The sequence below is a fragment of the Arthrobacter sp. 05T47 genome (assembly GCF_056395825.1).
Genome location: NZ_JBFTKG010000019.1, coordinates 40,566 through 58,921 on the forward strand (window position 1 = coordinate 40,566; position 18,356 = coordinate 58,921).

An 18,356-nucleotide genomic window follows, 5' to 3' on the forward strand; every position below is an offset into this window, starting at 1 on the left:
GGTCGCAGAAATCACCCTGCCGGTCACATCATCGGGTGACGCCCGGTCACCCCGTCCGTTCCTAGATTTGAGTTATCCCGCGGCGCCCGCCACGGATACTCAGAACCAGGGAGCCGGACATGTCCATCACCACCACCAAACTCACCCGAGCGGCCGGCCTCTGCGCCGTGGCCGGGGGACTGCTGTTCATCGGCATCCAGATCAACCACCCCCACGTGGACGCCGGCTTGGTCACCACGACCGAATGGGAAGTCCGGCAAACCCTGAAGGTGTTCATGGCGGTCCTGTCGCTGATCGGCATCACCGGCATGTACCTGCGCCAGGTGAAGCAGATCGGAGTGCTGGGCCTCCTCGGGTACCTCGTGTTTGGTGCCGGCTACCTGATCATGATGAGCATCGAAGTCGTTGGCGCGGTGGTCCTCCCCGCCCTGGTCCACAGTGCACCGGGCTACGTCAGCGACGTCCTCGCCGTCGCCACCGGCGGGCACGCTGCGGGCGACATTGGCCTGATGCTGCCCCTGAGCGCGGTCGGCGGGATCACCTACCTGGCCGGTGGGCTGATCTTTGGCATCGCACTCTTCCGCGCCAACGTCCTCGCCCGCTGGGCGGCCGCGGTCCTTGCCGGCGGCACCCTCGCCACCATCCTGATCCCGCTGCTGCCGCAGATCAACGAACGGTTCTTCGCCGTGCCCACAGGGGTCGCGCTGATCGGCCTGGGCTACTCGCTGTGGCGCGAACAGCGCGCTGCCGCCGGCCGTCCCCAGCCGGAGGCCACACCCGCGCCGCTCGACCCGGCCGACGCCAAATGAGTACGCACCCTGCATCCGGGACGGGAACCACGGGCTACCGGATCGTGGTCGACGGGCACCTCGAGGACCACTGGTCCGCCTGGTTCGGGGACCTCGCGGTGACCCGGCACAGGGACGGCACAACAAGCCTCAGCGGCTTAGTCCCTGACCAGGCCGCGCTGCATGGGCTGCTGGGGAAAGTCCGGGACCTCGGCCTGACCCTGATTTCCGTCGAAGCAATGGACCCCTCCGGGACCTCAGCCCGGGGGCAGTGACCCGCCGTCGGCCTTCTTTGCAGCGCTGAGGGACGCAACATTCGGCTACTTCTGAGGAATTCTTTCGCTCAGGGGCACGACGGCGGCGCGGCAGCGGCGCCGTCACCCGCCGTCGTCGGGCGTCACCATCACGTCACACCGCCGACCCGACGGGCCGCAGAAGTCGCCCGGGACGGCCGCAGATGACCGCGTGAGTCCACCCCGTTACGGACTGCTTCCTGATGCGTCGGCGTGGGTGACGGCGGGCGTCCGTGGCCACTTTCGTCGCCGGGTTACGCGCGGTTTCGTTGGGTTTCGGGGGGACTGCCGGCTTGGATTCATCTCTGCTCTAGTGGTGGGCACAAGCCGGCTGGACCGGTCCGCATCATCGAATCCAGGAAGAATCCGCTATGAAAAACCGACTCTTACCCGCAGGACTTTCCTCCGCCCTGGCCGTGGCTGCCACCGTGGCAGTCTCGCTGGTGGTCTCCGGTTGCGGCGGCCCTGCGAGCGCGCAGCCTGCGGCAGGAAGTGCCCCCGGCACGCCGGAAGTGACCGAACTCCGCTACGAGGGTTCGGCCAACAATGTCACGTTGCCGGAACTGGCCCAGGACCTCGGCTACCTGGGCGATGTGAAGCTGAACTGGGTGGGCAACACCATCAGTGGTCCGGCGAGCATCCAGTCAGCGGCGACCGGGGCCACCGACTTCGGCGGCGCGTTCTCGGGCGCCGTGGTGAAACTCATCGAAGCCGGGGCCCCCGTCACCGCGGTGATCAATTACTACGGCGAAGACGACAAAACGTTCAACGGCTTCTACGTCACCCAGGACAGCCCGATCCGGTCGCCGCGAGATCTGATCGGCAAAAAAATCGCCGTCAACACCTTGGGTGCCCACTCGGACGCCGTGATCAACAGTTACCTGAAGAAGAACGGACTCTCGCAGGAAGAGATCAAGCAGGTACAACTCGTCGTCGTACCACCGAACGACACCGAGGAGGCCATCCGCCGCGGACAGGTCGACGTCGGGGCGCTCGGCGGAGTGCTGCAGGATAACGCTGTCGCCAAGGGCGGCCTGCGGTCCCTGTTCAACGACTTCGAACTCTTTGGCACCTTCGCCGGCGGCCAGCTCGTTCTCCGCAAGGACTTCATCGAGAAGAACCCGGAGACTACGAAAATCTTCACCACCGGCGTTGCCAAGGCCATCGAATGGGAACGCACTACTCCCCGCGAAGAGGTGATCGCGCGGTTTACGAGCATCATCAACAAGCGCCAGCGCTCCGAGAGCACCGCAACCCTGAAGTACTGGAAGAGCGTCGGTGTCCCGTCCAAGGGCGTCATCAGCGACGAGGACTTCACCCGCTGGTCAGCCTGGCTGAATGACACCGGCATCGTCACCGGCGACATCACACCCTCCAAGTACTACACGAACGACTTCAACGGCCTGCTGAAGGGGGCGGCATCATGACCCGCGGCACGGAAACGACGCCGAACCTACCAGTACCGTACATTCCGACGCCGAAGATCAGCCTCCGGAACGTCGGGAAACAGTTCACCGTCCGGCCCGGCAAAGAAAACCCCGAAGGCTCCACCCTGACGGCGCTGGAGGGCATCACACTTGACGTCGCCGCGGGCGAGTTCATCACCCTGGTGGGTCCGAGCGGCTCCGGCAAGACCACCCTCCTGGACCTCCTCGCCGGGCTCACCCGGCCTGACACCGGCCAGGTGCTCGTGGACGGCCAGGAGGTGAGTGGACCCGGCCGCGACCGCGCCGTGGTCTTCCAGCAGTACGCGCTGTTCCCATGGCGCACCGCGGCGGCCAACGTCGCCTTCGGCCTGGAAGGACCCGGCAGCGACGGGCGCCGCCTGGGCCGCAAGGAACGTACCGAGAAGGCCCGCCACTTCCTGGAACTTGTGGGCCTGTCCGGTTTCGAGGACCGGTATCCGCATGAGCTCTCGGGCGGCATGAAGCAGCGCGTCGCCATCGCCCGGAGCCTGGCCTACGAGCCGGACATCCTGCTCATGGACGAACCGTTCGCGGCGCTGGACGCCCAGACCCGGGAACAGCTCCAGGAGGAACTCCTGCGCATTTGGCGGTCCACGGGCAAGACCATCATCTTCATCACCCACGGCATCGACGAGGCCGTGTACCTGGGCCAGCGGGTGGCCGTACTCAGCTCCCGGCCCGGCCGGCTCAAACAGATCGTCGATATTGACCTGGGGGAGCGGACCGGCGGCGGGGACGTCCGCTCCGACGCTGTCTTCGTCGAGCACCGCCACAAGGTCTGGTCCCTGCTGCACGACGAGGTCCGCAAAGCCCAGGAAGCCGGACACGCCAAGATACGCCCCGACGGCTCGGCACCCGACGAGGCACCCCAACTCGGCGGAGGCCAACTTAGCAAGGGAAGGGCAGCCTGATGACCGCACCTACACTGACCAAAGACGTCGCCGCCCTGGCCGCACCAGGACCCGCACCGGGATCTTCACCCGCGGCCGATGCCGGGCGGACCGCGGCGCGAGCGGCAACCCGACAACTGCCCTCCCTGGTTCGGTCCGGTGCCCGCAGGGCCGGACGCGGGATTTGGGCTTCCGGCGCCATCTTGCTGTTCCTCCTGCTCTGGGAACTGGGGCCCACCTACCTTGCCTCGCCCTCCACCAGGGTGTTCCTCCCGCCGCTGCACGAGGTCCTGCGCGCCCTGGGCTCCCTCATCGCCAAGGGCCAGCTGCAGGACCACCTGGCGGCAAGCCTCACCCGCTCCGCCAGCGGGTTCGGCATCGCCGTCGTCTCCGCCGTCGTCCTGGGCCTGCTGGTCGCCTGGTACCGGGCACTGGACCGGTTCCTGAACCCGCTGCTGGAAGTCTTCCGGAACACGGCAGCACTGGCCCTGCTCCCGGTCTTCACGCTCCTGCTGGGGATCGGCGAGACGTCCAAGATCAGCATCGTGGCCTATGCCGCGTTTTTCCCCGTGCTGTTGAACACCATCGCCGGTGTCCGGACGGTTGACCCGCTCCTGATCCGTGCCGCACGCTCCTTGGGGCTCTCGAACTTCCGGCTGTTCCAGAAGGTCATCCTGCCCTCGGCGGTACCGACCATTTTCACGGGAATCCGGATGGCCGGAACATCCTCGATCCTGGTGCTCATCGCTGCGGAGATGGTCGGGGCCAAGGCGGGCCTGGGGTACCTGATCGTCAATTCCCAGATGAGCTTCCTGATCCCGGACATGTACGCCGGGATCCTGACCGTCTCGGTGCTCGGCCTGCTGGTCAACTACCTGCTGGTCGCCGTCGAACGGCACTTCTCCCGGTGGCGGACCGCCGTCGGATCCCAAGCGAACTAGCCGAGTCGAACCAACCCGGCCAACCTCACCACCCCCACACTTCAAGGAGACCACCACCATGTCGACAGCTACCGAAACCCGCCTCGAATTCCGGAAACTCAGCGCGCGCATCGGCGCCGAGATCCGCGGCCTGGACCTCAGCGGCGACCTCAGCGACGCCACGATCGCCCAGATCCGCGCGGCCCTGAACACGCACAAGGCCCTGGTCTTCCGGGACGCCAACATCCACGACGACGAAGACCAGGTGCGCTTCGCCAGCCGCTTCGGCCCGCTCACGAAGGCGCACCCAACCGTGGCGTCCGTCGACGGCAAACCGTCGGTCCTGCCGGTGGACAGCGAAAACGGCAGCGCGAACAACTGGCACACCGACGTCACGTTTGTGGTCAACCCGCCGCAGGCCTCCACCCTGCGCAGCATCACGCTGCCGTCCTACGGCGGGGAGACCCTGATCGCCTCCTCGGCAGGTGCCTACCAGGACCTGCCGGAGGAACTGCGGAACTTCGCCGACACCTTGTGGGCCGTCCACACCAACGACTACGACTACTCCGTGCCGAAGAACCTTGAGCACGCCAACGCCGATGAGCGGCGGAAGGAATTCACCCGGATCCACTTCGAAACCGCCCACCCAGTGGTCAGGATCCATCCGCTCACCGGGGAACGGGGACTCTTCATCGGCGGCTTTGCCCAAAGGCTGCGCATCGTGGGACTGTCCAACACCGAATCCAAGGACATCCTGCGGCTGCTCCAGGCCTACGTCACGCGCCCGGAGAACGTGGTTCGCGTTAACTGGGAACCGAACCAGCTGGTGCTCTTCGACAACCGCATCACCCAGCATTACGCCCCCGACAACTACGACGGCCAACCCCGCCAGCTGAACCGGGTCACGGTCGCCGGCGACGTTCCCGTGGGGATCGATGGCCGCAGCAGCAGCTCCATCCAGGGCGACTCCTCCACCTATTCCGAAACGGTTGTCCTTCCCGCAGACGTCTCCGGAGCCCCGCTGTGAGCGGCGAACGGCAGCTGCACCTGAACGCTTTCCTCATGAGCACCGGCCACCACGAAGCCTCGTGGCGGCTGCCGGAAAGCGACAGCTTCGCCGGGACCGACGTCGCGCACTTCCAGCGGCTGGCACGGACGGCGGAACGGGGCACGTTCGACTCGATCTTCTTCGCGGACTCACCAGTGCTGCACGGCGACGTCGGCCAACGCCCCTACGGCAGTCTCGAGCCGACCGTGCTGCTGGCAGCCATCGCCGCCGTCACTGACCGCATCGGGCTCATCGCGACGGCCTCCACCACCTACAACGACCCCTACAACCTGGCCCGGCGGTTTGCCTCCGTGGATCACATCAGCGGCGGCCGTACCGGCTGGAACGTCGTCACCACCGCCGGCGACGCTGCGGCGAGGAATTTCTCGCTGCAGGACCAGCCTGCCCACGCCCGGAGGTACGAGCGCGCCGCGGAATTCCTCGACGTCGCCCGCAAGCTCTGGGACAGCTGGGAGGACGGGGCAGCCGTCGGGGACAAGGAAGCCGGGATCTGGGGAGACAGCACCCGCGTCCACCAGGTCAACCACTCTGGCACGTATTTCAGTGTCCAGGGACCCCTGGATGTGCCGCGCTCGGCCCAGGGGCACCCGGTCATTGTGCAGGCCGGATCCTCGGAGGACGGCAAGGACTTCGCCGCCCGCTACGCCGAAGCGGTATTCACCGCCCAGCAGACCTTGCCCGACGCGCAGCGTTTCTACGCCGACCTGAAGCAACGGACCGCCGCGGCAGGCCGGGACCCGGAAACCATCAAGATGCTTCCGGGCATCGTTCCGGTCATCGGGTCCACCGAGGCCGAGGCCCGGCGCCTGGAACAGCAACTCGACGAGCTCATCCACCCCGACCACGCCAGACGGCAACTCGCCGGGGTCCTGAAGGTCTCGCCGGAGTCGCTGGCCCTGGACGCCGAACTGCCGGAGGACCTGCCGTCCGAGGACGAGATTGAGGGCGCCAAGAGCCGATACACCCTGATCGTGGACCTCGCCCGGCGGGAACGCCTGACCGTGCGCCAGCTCATCGGCCGCCTCGGCGGTGGCCGCGGACACCGCACCTTCTCCGGGACCCCCGAGCAGGTGGCCGACGCCATCCAGGAATGGTTCCTGGCCGGGGCAGCGGACGGCTTCAACATCATGCCGCCCGTGCTCCCGTCCGGCCTGGACGCGTTCGTGGACCACGTCATCCCGATCCTGCGGGACCGCGGACTCTTCCGGCGCGAATACACCGGACGGACCCTCCGCGAACACTATGGGCTCCCGCGGCCGGCCAACACCTTCGTTGCGGCCGGACTGTCCAGCCTTGAGGGCAGTCCTGGTGGAAACCTCGGTGCACCGCGAGGCGGCCTGCTGGTCTCGGAACGCTGATTCGAGCGGGTTCGGAGTCCGGCTCAGGACCCGACGCGCGTGACTGGAAGCCCCGGGCGGCAACAGCTGTCCGGGGCTTCGTCACGTCGCGCCACGGGCGACGATGGCCGCAGTGGTCGCCGCCGGCCCCGCACAAACTGCCATAATCAGTCGGTCATGGGACGCGGAAGATGGCCGCTCCTTGCAGAGTGCAGTCACTGGGATGGGGAGATTGTTATGGCGCAACGGGACCAACCAGCTATCGGCGGGGACGATCCCCTGATGCGGACTGTTACCGGTTCGTTCTATCTGGCAGTTGATCCCACCTCTGACCTCTTCGACTGGAAGTGTCCGGGCGCTCCCAGTGTCCTTGAAGTTCCCTCACCGTAAAGGATCCTTGTCGAGCGATGATTGAATCGCGCCAACTTAGTGAAAGCGTCAACATGCGCGTACTGCGCGAGAGTGATGCGGCAGCCCTTGCCGCGGCATATGTACGCAACCGCGCGTACCTTTCCCCCTGGGAGCCGGTACGACCCGAGGAGTACTACACCGAGACTTGGCAGGCTGCCGACATTGCCAGCCGCCTGGTTGCGCATGAAGCAGGGGAGGGGTATCCGCTCGGCTTGTTTGCTGGCAATACACTCGTCGGTCGATTTAACGTGGCTGGAATCGTGCGCGGCCCGCTCCAGAGTGCGGGGCTGGGTTATTGGGTGGACAGCACGTATGCAGGCCGCGGCCTGGCGTCCGCCGCGGTCCAGATGCTAGTCGAAATGGCACGTGACGAACTCGGACTGCACCGCATCGAGGCGAGCACTCTGCTGCACAATGTTGGTTCGCAGCGGGTGCTCCTAAAGGCCGGGTTCCAGCAGATTGGTATGGCGCCGCGATACCTTCAGATTGCGGGCAAATGGCAAGACCACTACCTCTACCAGGTAGTCCTCCACGACTAAAGTGTCTAACTCATATCCGAGGGCAATGCGGTCCGGCGGGCTCCCGCTCAATTGGTGATTTGTGTGCCGGATTCCGGACATCCCAGCCATCCGTTCGGGCGCGGAGCTTTTGCCGTAGCGTTTGCGGTTCCCCGTCCACCCACGTAGCGTCGGCCAAATGAGCGATGAAAGAAAGCCCAGGTCGGAGTCCGACGGCCGAGCGAAGAGAAGCCGGGGCACGGCATTCCTGCCCATCGGAATCGTTTTCCTCGCCGTTGCGATCACAATGATCTTCCTTGGAACCACGGCCTGGATTGCGTTCCTCACTATGGGCGTCACATTCCTGATCCTCGGGATGCAGAAGCCAGCGGGGAAGGGTGATCGTCCACCCGGCGAGATTTCGCAGGGCTGACCCCGGCCGCCATCATTCCACTGAATGCTCTTGCACCGCTGTTTCTGGAGAGAGACACACCCCAGCCTCAGGACCTGGATGCGCTCCGCTTCGTGCTGGCCAGCAGGATGGCAGCCGCGTTGGTGGCGACAATGATGCCGATACCCAGCCATTCGTGAACAGCGAGGATCTGCCGCAGCACGATCATCCCCGAGAGAGCCGCAAGCAGCGGATTGATGCTCATGTACACGCCGAAGAATGCCGGCCTGACGTGACGGAGCGCCACCACGTCTGCGGCGTACGGGATGACTGAGCACAGCACTCCGGCAATCACCGAAAACAACAGGGCCGGGCCGGTCAGGGACCCCGCCGCGACCAGATAGCCGACCACTGGCAAGTAGAACAGCAAGGAAACCGAGGTCGCAGCTGCCGGGCCTTGGAGTCCGGGCAGTCGCCGGCCTACCACCCCGTTCAGCAGGATGTAGGCCGCCCAGCAGGCTGCGCCGGCCACGGCGATTCCAATGCCCAGGAAGTCGCTCGAGGATCCGGGCAGCACCAGGATGTAGACGCCGGTGCCGGCGCACAGCCCGCACACCAGGTCGAGTTTGGACCCGGACCGGAGGAGGGCGATTGCAAGCGGGCCCAGGAATTCCAGGGTGACAGCCAGCCCCAGCCCGATCCGTTGGATGGCCACGTAGAGACAAATGTTCATCAGGGCGATCGTTCCGCCCAGCAGGAGTGCCGGCCACCACTGTTTCCACGTAAAGCGATGGAGCGGCGGCCGGGCCGCAGTCAAAAGCACGGCCGCGGCCACGAGCTGGCGCACGGCGACCACCCCCGCGGGTCCGAGGACCGGGAAAGCGTGCGCTCCGATTCCCGCCCCGATCTGATTGCTGAGTCCGCTGCCCGTCATGGTCAACAGGCCGCCGAAAAACCGCGGTTGGGATTGAGCCGACCGGCCGCGGTCCGGGCCCAAACCGTCCTCTGTGTATGCCTCCATAACCCAAAGTGTGGGGCGAAATCTTCAAACCTATAAATGCTTGCCGTGACGTTTCTATACGATGACCGTATGAATCTTGAGCTGCGCCATCTCCGGGCGCTCGTAGCAGTCGACGACGCCCGGACATTCACCGACGCAGCGATCACTTTGGGCACGTCCCAGGCAAGCATCTCCCGATCTGTCGCGGCACTGGAACGCACCCTGGGAGTGCGCGTCTTTCAGCGAACCACGCGCAGCGTGACCCCGACGGCGGCAGGGAAACGCATCATCGAACATGCACGGCGGGTCCTTGATGAAGCCAGGTTGCTCGAAGTGGCCGCGAGGGATCATGCCGGTGAGCTGAGGGTCGGCTACGCCTGGTCCGCGCTGGGCAGCCGGACCATAGCGCTGCAGCGCCGCTGGGAGGAAGAAAACACGGCAGCGCAGCTTATCTGGGTGCAGTCGAACTCCGCAGCGGCCGGCCTTGCGGACGGATCCGTCGACGTCGCCGTCGTCCGACGCCGGCTCCACGACCCCCGCTTCACGGAGGCGCTGATCGGAACGGAACGCCGGGTTGCGGCCGTCGCCGCGACGGATCCGCTGGCCCGCCGGCGCTTCCTGCGCATGGCGGACTTTGCCGGGCGAAGCGTCGCCATCGACAGCCGGACCGGAACCACTGCCGGGGACCTTTGGGGTCCGGACTCCCAGCCTTCATCGCTGCGCCCCGTCCAGAGCGTGGACGACTGGCTGACGCTGATCTCCACAGGCAAGGCCATGGGCATGTCCTCCGAGGCCACCGCCGCGCAATACCAACGCGCCGGGGTTGTCTACAAGCCAGTCCGCGACGCCGCACCGATATCAGTGTTCCTTGCATCCTGGAAGGACGACCCATCAGTCCTGCTAGCCGGGTTTGCGCGCTTGGCCCGGGAAGCGTTCGCCGAACACCCTGCCCCCCGGCCGCCCGGGAACGGGCCAGGAAAGTCGCACCCGGGCCATTAGCGGCCATTTCCCGCTCGGCCTGAGGCCTGCAGCGGGGGTGCCGCAGTTCATATGCCGCGGCGAGGCGCGCAATGGTGTACGTTGGCTTCCCGTCAGAACTAAACATAGGAATGAGAGTCACCCCCGTGGCAACCGATTACGACGAAGTCCGATCCGACGTCAAGGAGTCGCAGGACAATTCCCTGCAGGCGCTCCAATCCGCCAACGCCCCGGATGCCCGCAGCGTTGTCCGTGAGCTGGATGAAGCCGATGCCTTTGACGATGCGATCACCCCGGGAGGTGAGTTCGTCGCCGAGGAGCTTGTTGTCCAGGTCATCCCGCAGGCGCAGGACGAATTTACCTGCTACTCCTGTTTCCTGGTCCGGCACCGGTCCCAAGTGGCGCGCGAAAAGAACGGCCACGCTTACTGCGTTGAATGTGAAGGCTAGGGCGATGGCTTTGCACGTATCCGGCGCCGGGGCGAGTTGCCTCCCGGCTATGGATCCGCAGGTCGCCAAGGTACGCGGCAGGTCCTGCTAGTCCGTGCTGCGTCTGAAACGCCTTGTGGTCCTGGGCCTGTTCGTTTTCTGCGTCATCACCGGCTTCTTGTTTTGGGCGCTCCGGTTCTCCGGCGCGGAAGCCCGGGGAGCGTTGCCCGCACCGCCGCGAGCGGAGGCAAAACTGGCCACGTTGTCCAGCGGCATCATCCCCGCGGTGAACGTCACCCGGAGCGCGGATGCCCAGTGGCTCGTCGAGGCCGCGGCGCGGACCGGGATCCCTGCCCGCGCGCTCCAGGCCTACGTGGCTGCGGCCGGTACGGCCAATGAAACCGCTCCGACGTGCGGGATCGGCTGGAATACGGTGGCGGCCGTTGGCTTCGTCGAGACCGCCCACGGCACGTACGGCGGCGGAAGCCTGACCGCCACCGGGCAGGCGAGCGGGCCAATTGTTGGGCCCAGCCTTAATGGCGACGGCTTTGCCTCCATCCCTGATACCGACGGCGGTGCCCTGGACGGTGACGCCCGCTGGGATCACGCCGTCGGGCCCATGCAGTTCATCCCCTCCACGTGGCAGCTCGCCGGACGGGATGGCAACGGAGACGGAAAAGCCGACCCGTTCAACATTGACGACGCCGCGCTGACTGCCGCCTCGTACCTGTGCGCCCACGGCGGTGACCTCACCACCGCAAGTGGCTGGTCCGACGCCATCTACTCCTACAACCAGTCGGATTCGTACGTGAACAAGGTCCGCGACCGGGCCACCGGCTACGCCGCTCAGGCCGGCACCGCGGGATAATATCGTGCCGCTGACGCACTGATGATGGAGACCGCCCGAGGTCAGGGCAGAATGGACGGCATGACCCTGACGACTTTTGCCCTTGTTCGCCATGGCCAGACCGACTGGAATGCGCAGCGCCGCCTTCAGGGGTCCACCGACATTCCGCTCAACGACGTCGGCCGCGGCCAGGCGCGCGACGCCGCCGCCGTCCTGTCGGGCTACTGCTGGGATGCCGTCGTGTCCTCGCCGCTGAGCCGTGCCGCCGAAACCGCCGACCTGATTGCCGACGGGCTGGGGCTCCGTGTGGCCCGGCGCGTGCCGGAACTTGCCGAGCGCAGCTTCGGACCCGCTGAGGGGCTTCAGGCCGGACCGGAACTGGAGGCACTGCGCATCCCCGGCGGCTTCCGCGGCGCGGAAGGAGAGGACGAGGCGGCCAGCCGCGGGTTGGCGGCGCTGGACGCGCTGGCCGAGGAGTTCAGCGGCCAGCGGGTGTTGGCCGTCGCCCACGGCACGCTGCTGCGGGTCAGCCTCAGTCTGGCCATTGGCCGCACCCTGGAAAGCATCGACAACGCAGTGCTCAATCTGGCCCACCACCATGCCGTTGACGGCTGGGAGCTCGAATACTTCAACGGCGAGCGGGTCATGGCCGCCGTCTAGGGCGATCCGGGCGACCATCTCCCCTCCGCCTGCCGTGGCCGGAGCTACACAGCGCGTCAAGTGAAAGGCCGCTGTGAGTCCTGCACTAATCTGGGGGAGTGGCAAGCATTCGAGAAGCTCAGAAGCAGATGACCCGCCGGCTGTTGCGCGAGAAGGGGCTGGAGCTCTTCGAAGAGAAGGGGTATGCCGCCACCACGGTGGATGACATCGCCGTTGCCGTCGGCACCACCCGGGCCACTTTCTACGCGCATTTTCCGTCCAAGGCGCAGCTCATGCGGTCGCTCGTCGAGCGGTCCAACGAGATGCTGACCGAGGCGGATGTCCCGCCGCTGCATTCGGTGGTGGAATCCGGGGACCGCGAACTGATCAGGGCCTGGCTCGCCCGGAAGTTCGACCAGTGGGCCGATATCCGCCCTTACGTAGTGGCGGCCCACCAGGCGGCGGCCAGCGAACCGGACATCCAGGCGGCCCTGGACCAGTGGTTCGACTCGGCGATCGATGACATGCAGGCAGGCCTCGACCGGGCCGGGCGGTTTGAGCCAACCAGCCGCCGTGTGCGGTGCGCGCTGGCTTTCGGCGAACTGGAATTCTTCTCACGGCGCTGGATGCGGCTCGGCTGGACCGTGGACCGTGATATGTCGCTGGATCTGATGGTCGAAAACTGGTGCTTCCTGCTCACTGATTGAGCACGAAGCACCAGGCTCTGAGTCCGGCGCTGTCCGTGCATCGCAGCCCTAAATGGCGGCATTCCTAGCCTCGATAATTGATGCTGAGGCGGGAGTTGTGGTTGCTTATGCGGACGCCTTCGCTGCCGCAGTTACGTCCGTCGTCACTTGATGTGGAGGCGTCGGCTCGCGAAGGGTCCGGAGGAAGAGCCAGCCCATGGCGGGCAACGCGATCAGCGGGGTCAGGGCGGTCTCGTCCAGCAGCCGGTCGAAGATTCGCTTGGCCGTATGCCGCTGCTTCCGCGGCGCATCGAGATCGTCACGCAACCAGCCGTCGATCACGTCTCGGTACGAATCGAGCCGTGACCCGCGCATGGGCGACGGCTTCTTGGCCTTCGGCCACGCCGGATCCAACGCAGCAGCGACCGTGCGGTACCCGACCCCGTGCTTGCGCTGCAAGGCGCGATTCGACATTGACGTATAGCCGCGAAGAGCTCAACCCGGCTGCCCGCTGCCATCAGTCGTTGCTCGCTCTTGCGCCTGCTTGGAACACCCACGTCAGCGGGAGCGGCCGAGTGTGGCAAGGAGGTCTTCGTGAAGTTCGAACCAGACTCGGTGCGCGGACTCGCGGCCGGTCCCTGTCACCCACGCGGGATCGCTCGAGGCGAGATCGACAGCCACGCTAAATCGTTCGTGGTAGCCATCGAACCGCGGCAAGCGGCGCACCAACGCCTCTTCGAGCATCGCCCATGCTTCCCCGACCCGGGCGAGTTCCTTGATGGTCTCGGCGAGGCTCATGCCCGTTTCGGCGATGCCCATCTCGGCCAACTGCCAGCGTGTGCAGGCGTCGGTGACCTGATGGTTGAGCCATTCGAACTCGGTCATCACGGACTGCACCACGACACGGGCGCCGGCGCGCTCCAGCTCCTCGGCCAGGAGTTTCTCGCCCTCTGCTTTGCCAGCTTCGGTGAGCGACCATCCGCCGTCGGCCTCGAACCGGGTCCAGATCACCTGCCCTGCTGCCTGAGCATCGAGCAGGGCTTCGTCGACCTGGGCGGCCGGAAGACCCGCGCGCTCGCTCACGGGGGAAGTTCCGGCGTAGCCGAGGATCCGCACTGTGTGAAGGACCTGGAGCCGGACGTCGTCTGGTGATGTCATCGGGTCTCCGTTGCGGTGATGGTTCCGGTGGTGCCGTCGACGTCGACTAGCACGCCATCGGGCAGGCCCATGGCGAAGGGGACGTCGGTGATGGCAGGGATACGCAACTCGCGGGCGACGATCGCGGCGTGCGACAGCACCCCACCGCGCGTGGTGACGACAGCCGCCGCTCGAGCAAGCAGCTGCGTCCAAGCCGGTGACGTCGCCCGACATACCAGCACCTCACCGGCGGCGAACCGGGAGAAGTCGTCAAGGCCCTCGATGATGCGCAAGCGCCCGCGTGCGGTGCCCGGACTCGAAGGCGTGCCGAACATCAGGCCCACCGTTGCCGTCGCGTCCCGGCTTGGGGCAGCGAGAACCTGTTCGGTTGTCCAGGTTGCGGTAATCGGCCGGGCCTGCAGAATCCACACCCGATCGTCTGCGATCGCCCACTCCACGTCCTGTGGGCCGCCAAGGAGCTCCTCGGCCGATACGGCGACCTGGCTCACCGTGGTTGCCTGTTCGGCATTGAGGACCATGCGCGCCGTCAAGCGCCGAGGCCGGTCGCCGGGCGTGATTCGCCACCGCTCCGCGTGGCCCTGTCCCGATACGAGCCGGTCACCCAGGTCATGGACAGCCTCGATGACGCTGATCCGTTGTCCGGTGACGGGATCGCGCGTGAAAGCGACGCCCGCCGCGGCGGGGGACAACATCCGCTGCACTATGACAGCCACCTTGTCASGGGCGGGCTGGCCGACGGCGGACGCGTATGCGCGCGCCTCCTCCACAGCAGCAGCTGTCCTGCGCACCTCAGTCTCGACATCGGTAGGCAGCACCCTCAGACTCGTGTGGAACTGGCCCGCAAACGACCACTCGTGCCCGTCCTCGACCATCCCCGAAGACCGCACAGCGCAGCTGGAGCCGCCCAGCGCGTCCAGGACGCCGGGTAGTTCCTGCTCCCAGCCCGCGTCCGGATCGACTGGCAGGACGAATCCATCCGGGACCGCGAACCCGGCCCGCAACAGCTGACCCAGCACTCCAGCCTTCGACCCGCAGGCCGCGTTCGCCTCGCGAAGCGGGATGAACGCGTTCACGACTGGGTACCCAGGCGGGCGAGCACGCGCGACATCCGCTGCTGCGCGGCTTGCCCCGACCCCAATCCCAGCGCTACAGCGAGCTGCTGGAACGTGACGCCCGCAGCCCTCGCGGCGAACAACAGCCCCGCCTCGACTTGGTCCAGCTCAGCCCGGGCAGCGCCAATCAGCCCCAACCCAGCCGTCACAACGTCCGCTTCGACGTCCTCATCCGCAGCCTTCCACGCCGCCAGACGCACGAGATCGCAGTCGCTCGCCGGCTGCCCAAGATGCTGCCACGGCCGCTCGGACAGCCCGTCGCCCCCGACAGCACCCAAGACGGCACGGTGAGCAGCGAGAGCATCGGCGAGAGAGCGATCATCCGGAGTCATGCATCAATCCCACGCGATCAACACTTTGTTGTCAACACACTGTTGATGTCAGTGTGGATTTGATCGCTTCGTGACGGTGTTCTGTGATCCCTTGGTGTCACACCTGCGCCCGTAGGCCGATCCGTAAACGGGACAGCTTAAGCGTTTTCACCGAATCGGAGTTGGTATGGCAAGTCGTAGCCGCTCCAATTAGGGTCGTTCCATGCTCAAGCCGCTTTTCGAACACCCGGCCCTGTTAGCGTCGGAACTCGGGCTGCTGCTTCTGGGACTCGTCCTGGCGCTAACTGGCTTCGCAAATTTTGCTGGCGCATCTACCGCCGACCGTCTTGCGTTCGTCGGTGCGTTCATATTCCTTCTAGCCGGAGCCTCGTGCCTCACGGTGAGGCTTATTGCGCTGCTGGGTCACCCCCTTTCAACCATCGGAAGGGCTACGGTGGTGACGGTCGGGTGGCTTGGTGCGACCTACCCTCTAGGTGGGGTCCTTACATATCTGGGCAGCGCGTACAGAACGGCCCTGCCGATCGCGGCGGCAGGAATCGCCCTAGCTCTCTTCTCAATAAGGAGGAAGCGACCTACAAGCCCGTCCATTTGAGGAACCTCAAGCAGGACGTTCTGTTCGATCCCACTGGCCTCTAGTGGAAACACACCAACGGTGCTTTCGTTGACCTACACAGCTACATCTGGGGAGTCATATGAAACGTCATCCGGATACTTGGAATGTTCGCCAAGTCCTTGCTGTCTCACTCGCGATAATCACGTCCTTGGTTCTCTTCTGGTTCCCATGTACACCCAGGTAAAACTAACGTCCGGTGGGCCAGAGCAGGTTAGCCATCCGACCCYGTTGGAAACAGGAGGGCCGTCTATGTTCGTGCCGTTGCTCATCCCCGTGGCCCTGACCGCGCTACCTCTCCTCGCACGAGGACGCGCGCGGACTCCAGTGTCGGTCGCGACTACTGTCGTTCTTATTGTCTTCGTAGTCATCGGCTCCGCAAGCATCGGATGGTTCTACATTCCAGCCCTGGCCGCCGCCGTAGCCGCCGTGGTTACCTCGATGGGCAGCCACGCAAGACCCCAAGTTCGCACGAACTAATCGTCCTAAACCGAGCCACTCTGCTGCCTTGCCCAAGACCTAGTCCTGATCGCAGGGGCAGGCATTACGCGGCACAGTTGTGGATCCTTCACCGGGCGCGCGGCTGCAGAGTATCTGGTCAAGGAATTTGCGGACGGACGTTCTCGGGGTGTACCGGTTACGTGCCGACGATGGCGTACTGGCCATTCAGTTTCTCGGCCAAACGTTCGATGTTAACGCTTGATGGCTGGCCACTCGCGATTTGGCTGAGGTCAACAACCATCCAATTACTTCCCCGAACGAGAGGGATCTTTCCCTGTTTTGAGTCAGACCATATTTGATAGCTCTTCTCAAGGGCGTCCTGATTCGGATAGAGATCTATCTGAATTTTTTCTGAACAAAGTCTCTGCGCCGAAGTGAGAGGAATGCCATCGCCCATAGGAACAACCGGATCGCCATCGGGTTTAGTATCACAGCCCAGGACGTTATCGACGGCAGCATAGGCCTCATCAATGGAGTCAAAAGATTGCGGGTTCCCGCGTTCTGGCTGTTGCCCCGCGCATCCCGTAAGCGGAACCGCTACAAGGGAAATCGCGACTGCGAGGTCCAGCAAACGTCTGCACTTCATCACTTCTACCCCCAAGGTTATGGATGGCACTATTCCACACGGTGCACACCCGGGGAAGCTCAATCGTTTCGACCACGGCCACCACTGCACTCCAATGTCAGGCGATTGCCTCCACCGTGCGGCGGCGTTGATATTCCATGCGAGCACTTTGGCAGGTGGCCACCACGCGCGGCAACGAACGCTCCGCACTTGCCCGGCGCCCGTTAGCCGGTCCCTGACAGCACTCTCCCTACTTCCACGGCTCCTGGTCCGGCGCCGAAGAGGGCAATGTACGTATGACCCGTACGGTGAAATGCACTGTGAGGGGGCGCTAATTGCAACCTAGATTCCTGCGAAGTCTGGCCACGTGGACGCCTTGGAATACTACGGTTTTTCAAGACACTGGCCGAGGCAGGTTTAGCGGCGGCGTGAGAAAGCCGGCCTCTCGTATGTCTCGGAAAGACGTCTCCATAGTCCCTTTGAACGCTGAGACGTCGGCACCCGCGGGATCCAGCAGCGCACCGTGTCGCGGTAGTGCTGGAATTCTTCGCCAAACCGTTCTTTGAGGTCAGATTCCTCAAGCGGCCTGATGACGTAGTTCCACACCAGCGAGCCCACGACCGCGTAGGCGATCACAAGCCATGACTGCAAGATCAGGCCGACCGCGGTGCCTTGGACGATGCCCGCTACCGCCATAGGATTCCGAATCCAGCGATACGGACCTGCGATGACCAGACGGTTCGGCATCGCCGACGGCAGCGGCGTGCCCTCTCCCAGGGTCGACATCACCAGGGCCGACCAGATGCCAAGACCGCTGGCGAGTAGGAGAACTGCGACCCCGACAGGCCCCGCACCCGGAGGGAACGGGAGCGACACCGCCCAGCGCTGCTCAAGAACCGTTATGGCCCACGGAACCACCACGAGGAAGAACCCCCAGAACAGGACGATCTGCCCGAATGTTGACGCCACGTGGGTTGCGGCGGTTGAGCGGGTGACGGCGGGGCGGAATGCGAAGGGGCCGCGGATGATCCACGTGGTCGGTACGCGTCCCAGCAAGTGGGCGCAGAGCGCGATCACCGAACATGCGGCAGCAGCACCCATGCTCAGTACGCCCCAGCCCGCTTCGGTTGTGAACGTGGCGTACACCGCCAGTGCGACGGCGACGACGCTTGTCCAGCCGGCGCTCACCACCGCGGCAGCCCTGACGCCACATGCCGCCACGGCCGAGGCCACGACGAAGAGCGGAATGTCGAAGACCGCGACGGCGGCCGGGTCCAGATTCCCTAGGGTCGCCTCGCGCACCCCGGGCACGAGGAACACTGCGGTCCACCAGGAGATGCCGCCAATCGCCTGCATGRCGAAATAGGTTCGCCCCCACCGCGCAAAACCTGTCACCGACTCAACCCCACCACCAATAGTCCCCGCAGGCCTGTCGATG

At 65.2% G+C, this 18,356-nt stretch carries 21 protein-coding genes; 14 read left to right on the top strand and 7 right to left on the bottom strand.

From position 1 onward, the window contains the following. Positions 1–119: 119 nt before the first annotated feature. The 8 genes from AC1DEY_RS14160 to AC1DEY_RS14195 all read left to right on the top strand — a co-directional run bounded on the left by AC1DEY_RS14160 (position 120) and on the right by AC1DEY_RS14195 (position 7,713). A complete protein-coding gene (locus AC1DEY_RS14160) occupies positions 120–809 on the top strand; it encodes a hypothetical protein (protein ID WP_476868482.1) in 690 nt (229 codons plus the stop codon). Further along, positions 806–1,063 carry a hypothetical protein gene (locus AC1DEY_RS14165; protein ID WP_476868483.1) on the top strand — a complete coding sequence of 86 codons (258 nt, stop codon included), beginning with the start codon at positions 806–808 and terminating at the stop codon, positions 1,061–1,063. Before AC1DEY_RS14160 ends, AC1DEY_RS14165 begins: the two co-directional genes overlap by 4 nt. A gap of 389 nt (positions 1,064–1,452) precedes the next feature. Next, entirely contained in the window at positions 1,453–2,508 is a 1,056-nt protein-coding gene (locus AC1DEY_RS14170) for an ABC transporter substrate-binding protein (protein WP_476868484.1), read from the top strand. Next, positions 2,505–3,458, top strand: a complete 954-nt coding sequence (locus tag AC1DEY_RS14175; RefSeq protein WP_476868485.1) for an ABC transporter ATP-binding protein — start codon at positions 2,505–2,507, stop codon at positions 3,456–3,458. The genes AC1DEY_RS14170 and AC1DEY_RS14175 overlap by 4 nt, the downstream gene beginning before the upstream one ends. Beyond that, positions 3,458–4,378: an ABC transporter permease gene (locus AC1DEY_RS14180; RefSeq protein ID WP_476868486.1), complete on the top strand. Its 921-nt coding sequence runs from the start codon at positions 3,458–3,460 to the stop codon at positions 4,376–4,378. The genes AC1DEY_RS14175 and AC1DEY_RS14180 overlap by 1 nt, the downstream gene beginning before the upstream one ends. A gap of 58 nt (positions 4,379–4,436) precedes the next feature. After that, the gene (locus AC1DEY_RS14185) at positions 4,437–5,384 is read left to right on the top strand and encodes a TauD/TfdA dioxygenase family protein (protein WP_476868487.1); all 948 of its coding nucleotides are present in this window, start codon (positions 4,437–4,439) and stop codon (positions 5,382–5,384) included. After that, positions 5,381–6,784: an LLM class flavin-dependent oxidoreductase gene (locus tag AC1DEY_RS14190; protein ID WP_476868488.1), complete on the top strand. Its 1,404-nt coding sequence runs from the start codon at positions 5,381–5,383 to the stop codon at positions 6,782–6,784. Before AC1DEY_RS14185 ends, AC1DEY_RS14190 begins: the two co-directional genes overlap by 4 nt. Positions 6,785–7,170: 386 nt before the next feature. Continuing rightward, positions 7,171–7,713 (top strand): GNAT family N-acetyltransferase, encoded by a 543-nt coding sequence (locus AC1DEY_RS14195; protein WP_476868489.1) that lies wholly within the window; start codon positions 7,171–7,173, stop codon positions 7,711–7,713. Between the two features lie 458 nt (positions 7,714–8,171). On the opposite strand, the gene AC1DEY_RS14200 is transcribed toward AC1DEY_RS14195, so the two are convergent. Next, on the bottom strand, positions 8,172–9,083 hold the full coding sequence (locus AC1DEY_RS14200; protein WP_476868490.1) for an EamA family transporter: 912 nt from the start codon (positions 9,081–9,083) through the stop codon (positions 8,172–8,174). 69 nt (positions 9,084–9,152) lie between these two features. Here AC1DEY_RS14200 and AC1DEY_RS14205 point away from each other — a divergent pair, with 69 nt between their 5' ends. The 5 genes from AC1DEY_RS14205 (at position 9,153) to AC1DEY_RS14225 (ending at position 12,661) form a co-directional block, all read left to right on the top strand. Further along, positions 9,153–10,061, top strand: a complete 909-nt coding sequence (locus AC1DEY_RS14205) for a LysR family transcriptional regulator (protein WP_476868491.1) — start codon at positions 9,153–9,155, stop codon at positions 10,059–10,061. Positions 10,062–10,186: 125 nt separating this feature from the next. Then, positions 10,187–10,489, top strand: a complete 303-nt coding sequence (locus tag AC1DEY_RS14210; protein WP_476868492.1) for a DUF4193 domain-containing protein — start codon at positions 10,187–10,189, stop codon at positions 10,487–10,489. Between the two features lie 94 nt (positions 10,490–10,583). Further along, the gene (locus tag AC1DEY_RS14215) at positions 10,584–11,336 is read left to right on the top strand and encodes a lytic transglycosylase domain-containing protein (protein ID WP_476868493.1); all 753 of its coding nucleotides are present in this window, start codon (positions 10,584–10,586) and stop codon (positions 11,334–11,336) included. A gap of 60 nt (positions 11,337–11,396) precedes the next feature. After that, positions 11,397–11,975, top strand: coding sequence for a histidine phosphatase family protein (locus tag AC1DEY_RS14220; protein WP_476868494.1), 579 nt, complete (start codon positions 11,397–11,399; stop codon positions 11,973–11,975). 98 nt (positions 11,976–12,073) lie between these two features. Further along, the gene (locus AC1DEY_RS14225; protein WP_476868495.1) at positions 12,074–12,661 is read left to right on the top strand and encodes a TetR/AcrR family transcriptional regulator; all 588 of its coding nucleotides are present in this window, start codon (positions 12,074–12,076) and stop codon (positions 12,659–12,661) included. 105 nt (positions 12,662–12,766) lie between these two features. On the opposite strand, the gene AC1DEY_RS14230 is transcribed toward AC1DEY_RS14225, so the two are convergent. The 4 genes from AC1DEY_RS14230 to AC1DEY_RS14245 form a co-directional block, all read right to left on the bottom strand. Continuing rightward, a complete protein-coding gene (locus AC1DEY_RS14230) occupies positions 12,767–13,099 on the bottom strand; it encodes a hypothetical protein (RefSeq protein WP_476868496.1) in 333 nt (110 codons plus the stop codon). Positions 13,100–13,198: 99 nt separating this feature from the next. After that, complete coding sequence (locus AC1DEY_RS14235) at positions 13,199–13,798, bottom strand: hypothetical protein (RefSeq protein WP_476868497.1); 600 nt, start codon at positions 13,796–13,798, stop codon at positions 13,199–13,201. Beyond that, positions 13,795–14,871 carry a PEP/pyruvate-binding domain-containing protein gene (locus AC1DEY_RS14240; protein WP_476868498.1) on the bottom strand — a complete coding sequence of 359 codons (1,077 nt, stop codon included), beginning with the start codon at positions 14,869–14,871 and terminating at the stop codon, positions 13,795–13,797. Before AC1DEY_RS14240 ends, AC1DEY_RS14235 begins: the two co-directional genes overlap by 4 nt. Beyond that, entirely contained in the window at positions 14,868–15,242 is a 375-nt protein-coding gene (locus tag AC1DEY_RS14245) for a hypothetical protein (protein ID WP_476868499.1), read from the bottom strand. Before AC1DEY_RS14245 ends, AC1DEY_RS14240 begins: the two co-directional genes overlap by 4 nt. A 202-nt stretch (positions 15,243–15,444) precedes the next feature. Between AC1DEY_RS14245 and AC1DEY_RS14250 the strand changes: the two genes are divergently transcribed. Then, complete coding sequence (locus AC1DEY_RS14250; protein ID WP_476868500.1) at positions 15,445–15,834, top strand: hypothetical protein; 390 nt, start codon at positions 15,445–15,447, stop codon at positions 15,832–15,834. Positions 15,835–16,489: 655 nt separating this feature from the next. Here the strand turns inward: AC1DEY_RS14250 and AC1DEY_RS14255 are convergent. Next, positions 16,490–16,969 carry a hypothetical protein gene (locus AC1DEY_RS14255; RefSeq protein WP_476868501.1) on the bottom strand — a complete coding sequence of 160 codons (480 nt, stop codon included), beginning with the start codon at positions 16,967–16,969 and terminating at the stop codon, positions 16,490–16,492. Positions 16,970–17,335: 366 nt separating this feature from the next. Next, positions 17,336–18,274: a methyltransferase family protein gene (locus AC1DEY_RS14260; protein ID WP_476868502.1), complete on the bottom strand. Its 939-nt coding sequence runs from the start codon at positions 18,272–18,274 to the stop codon at positions 17,336–17,338. Between the last annotated feature and the right edge of the window lie 82 nt (positions 18,275–18,356).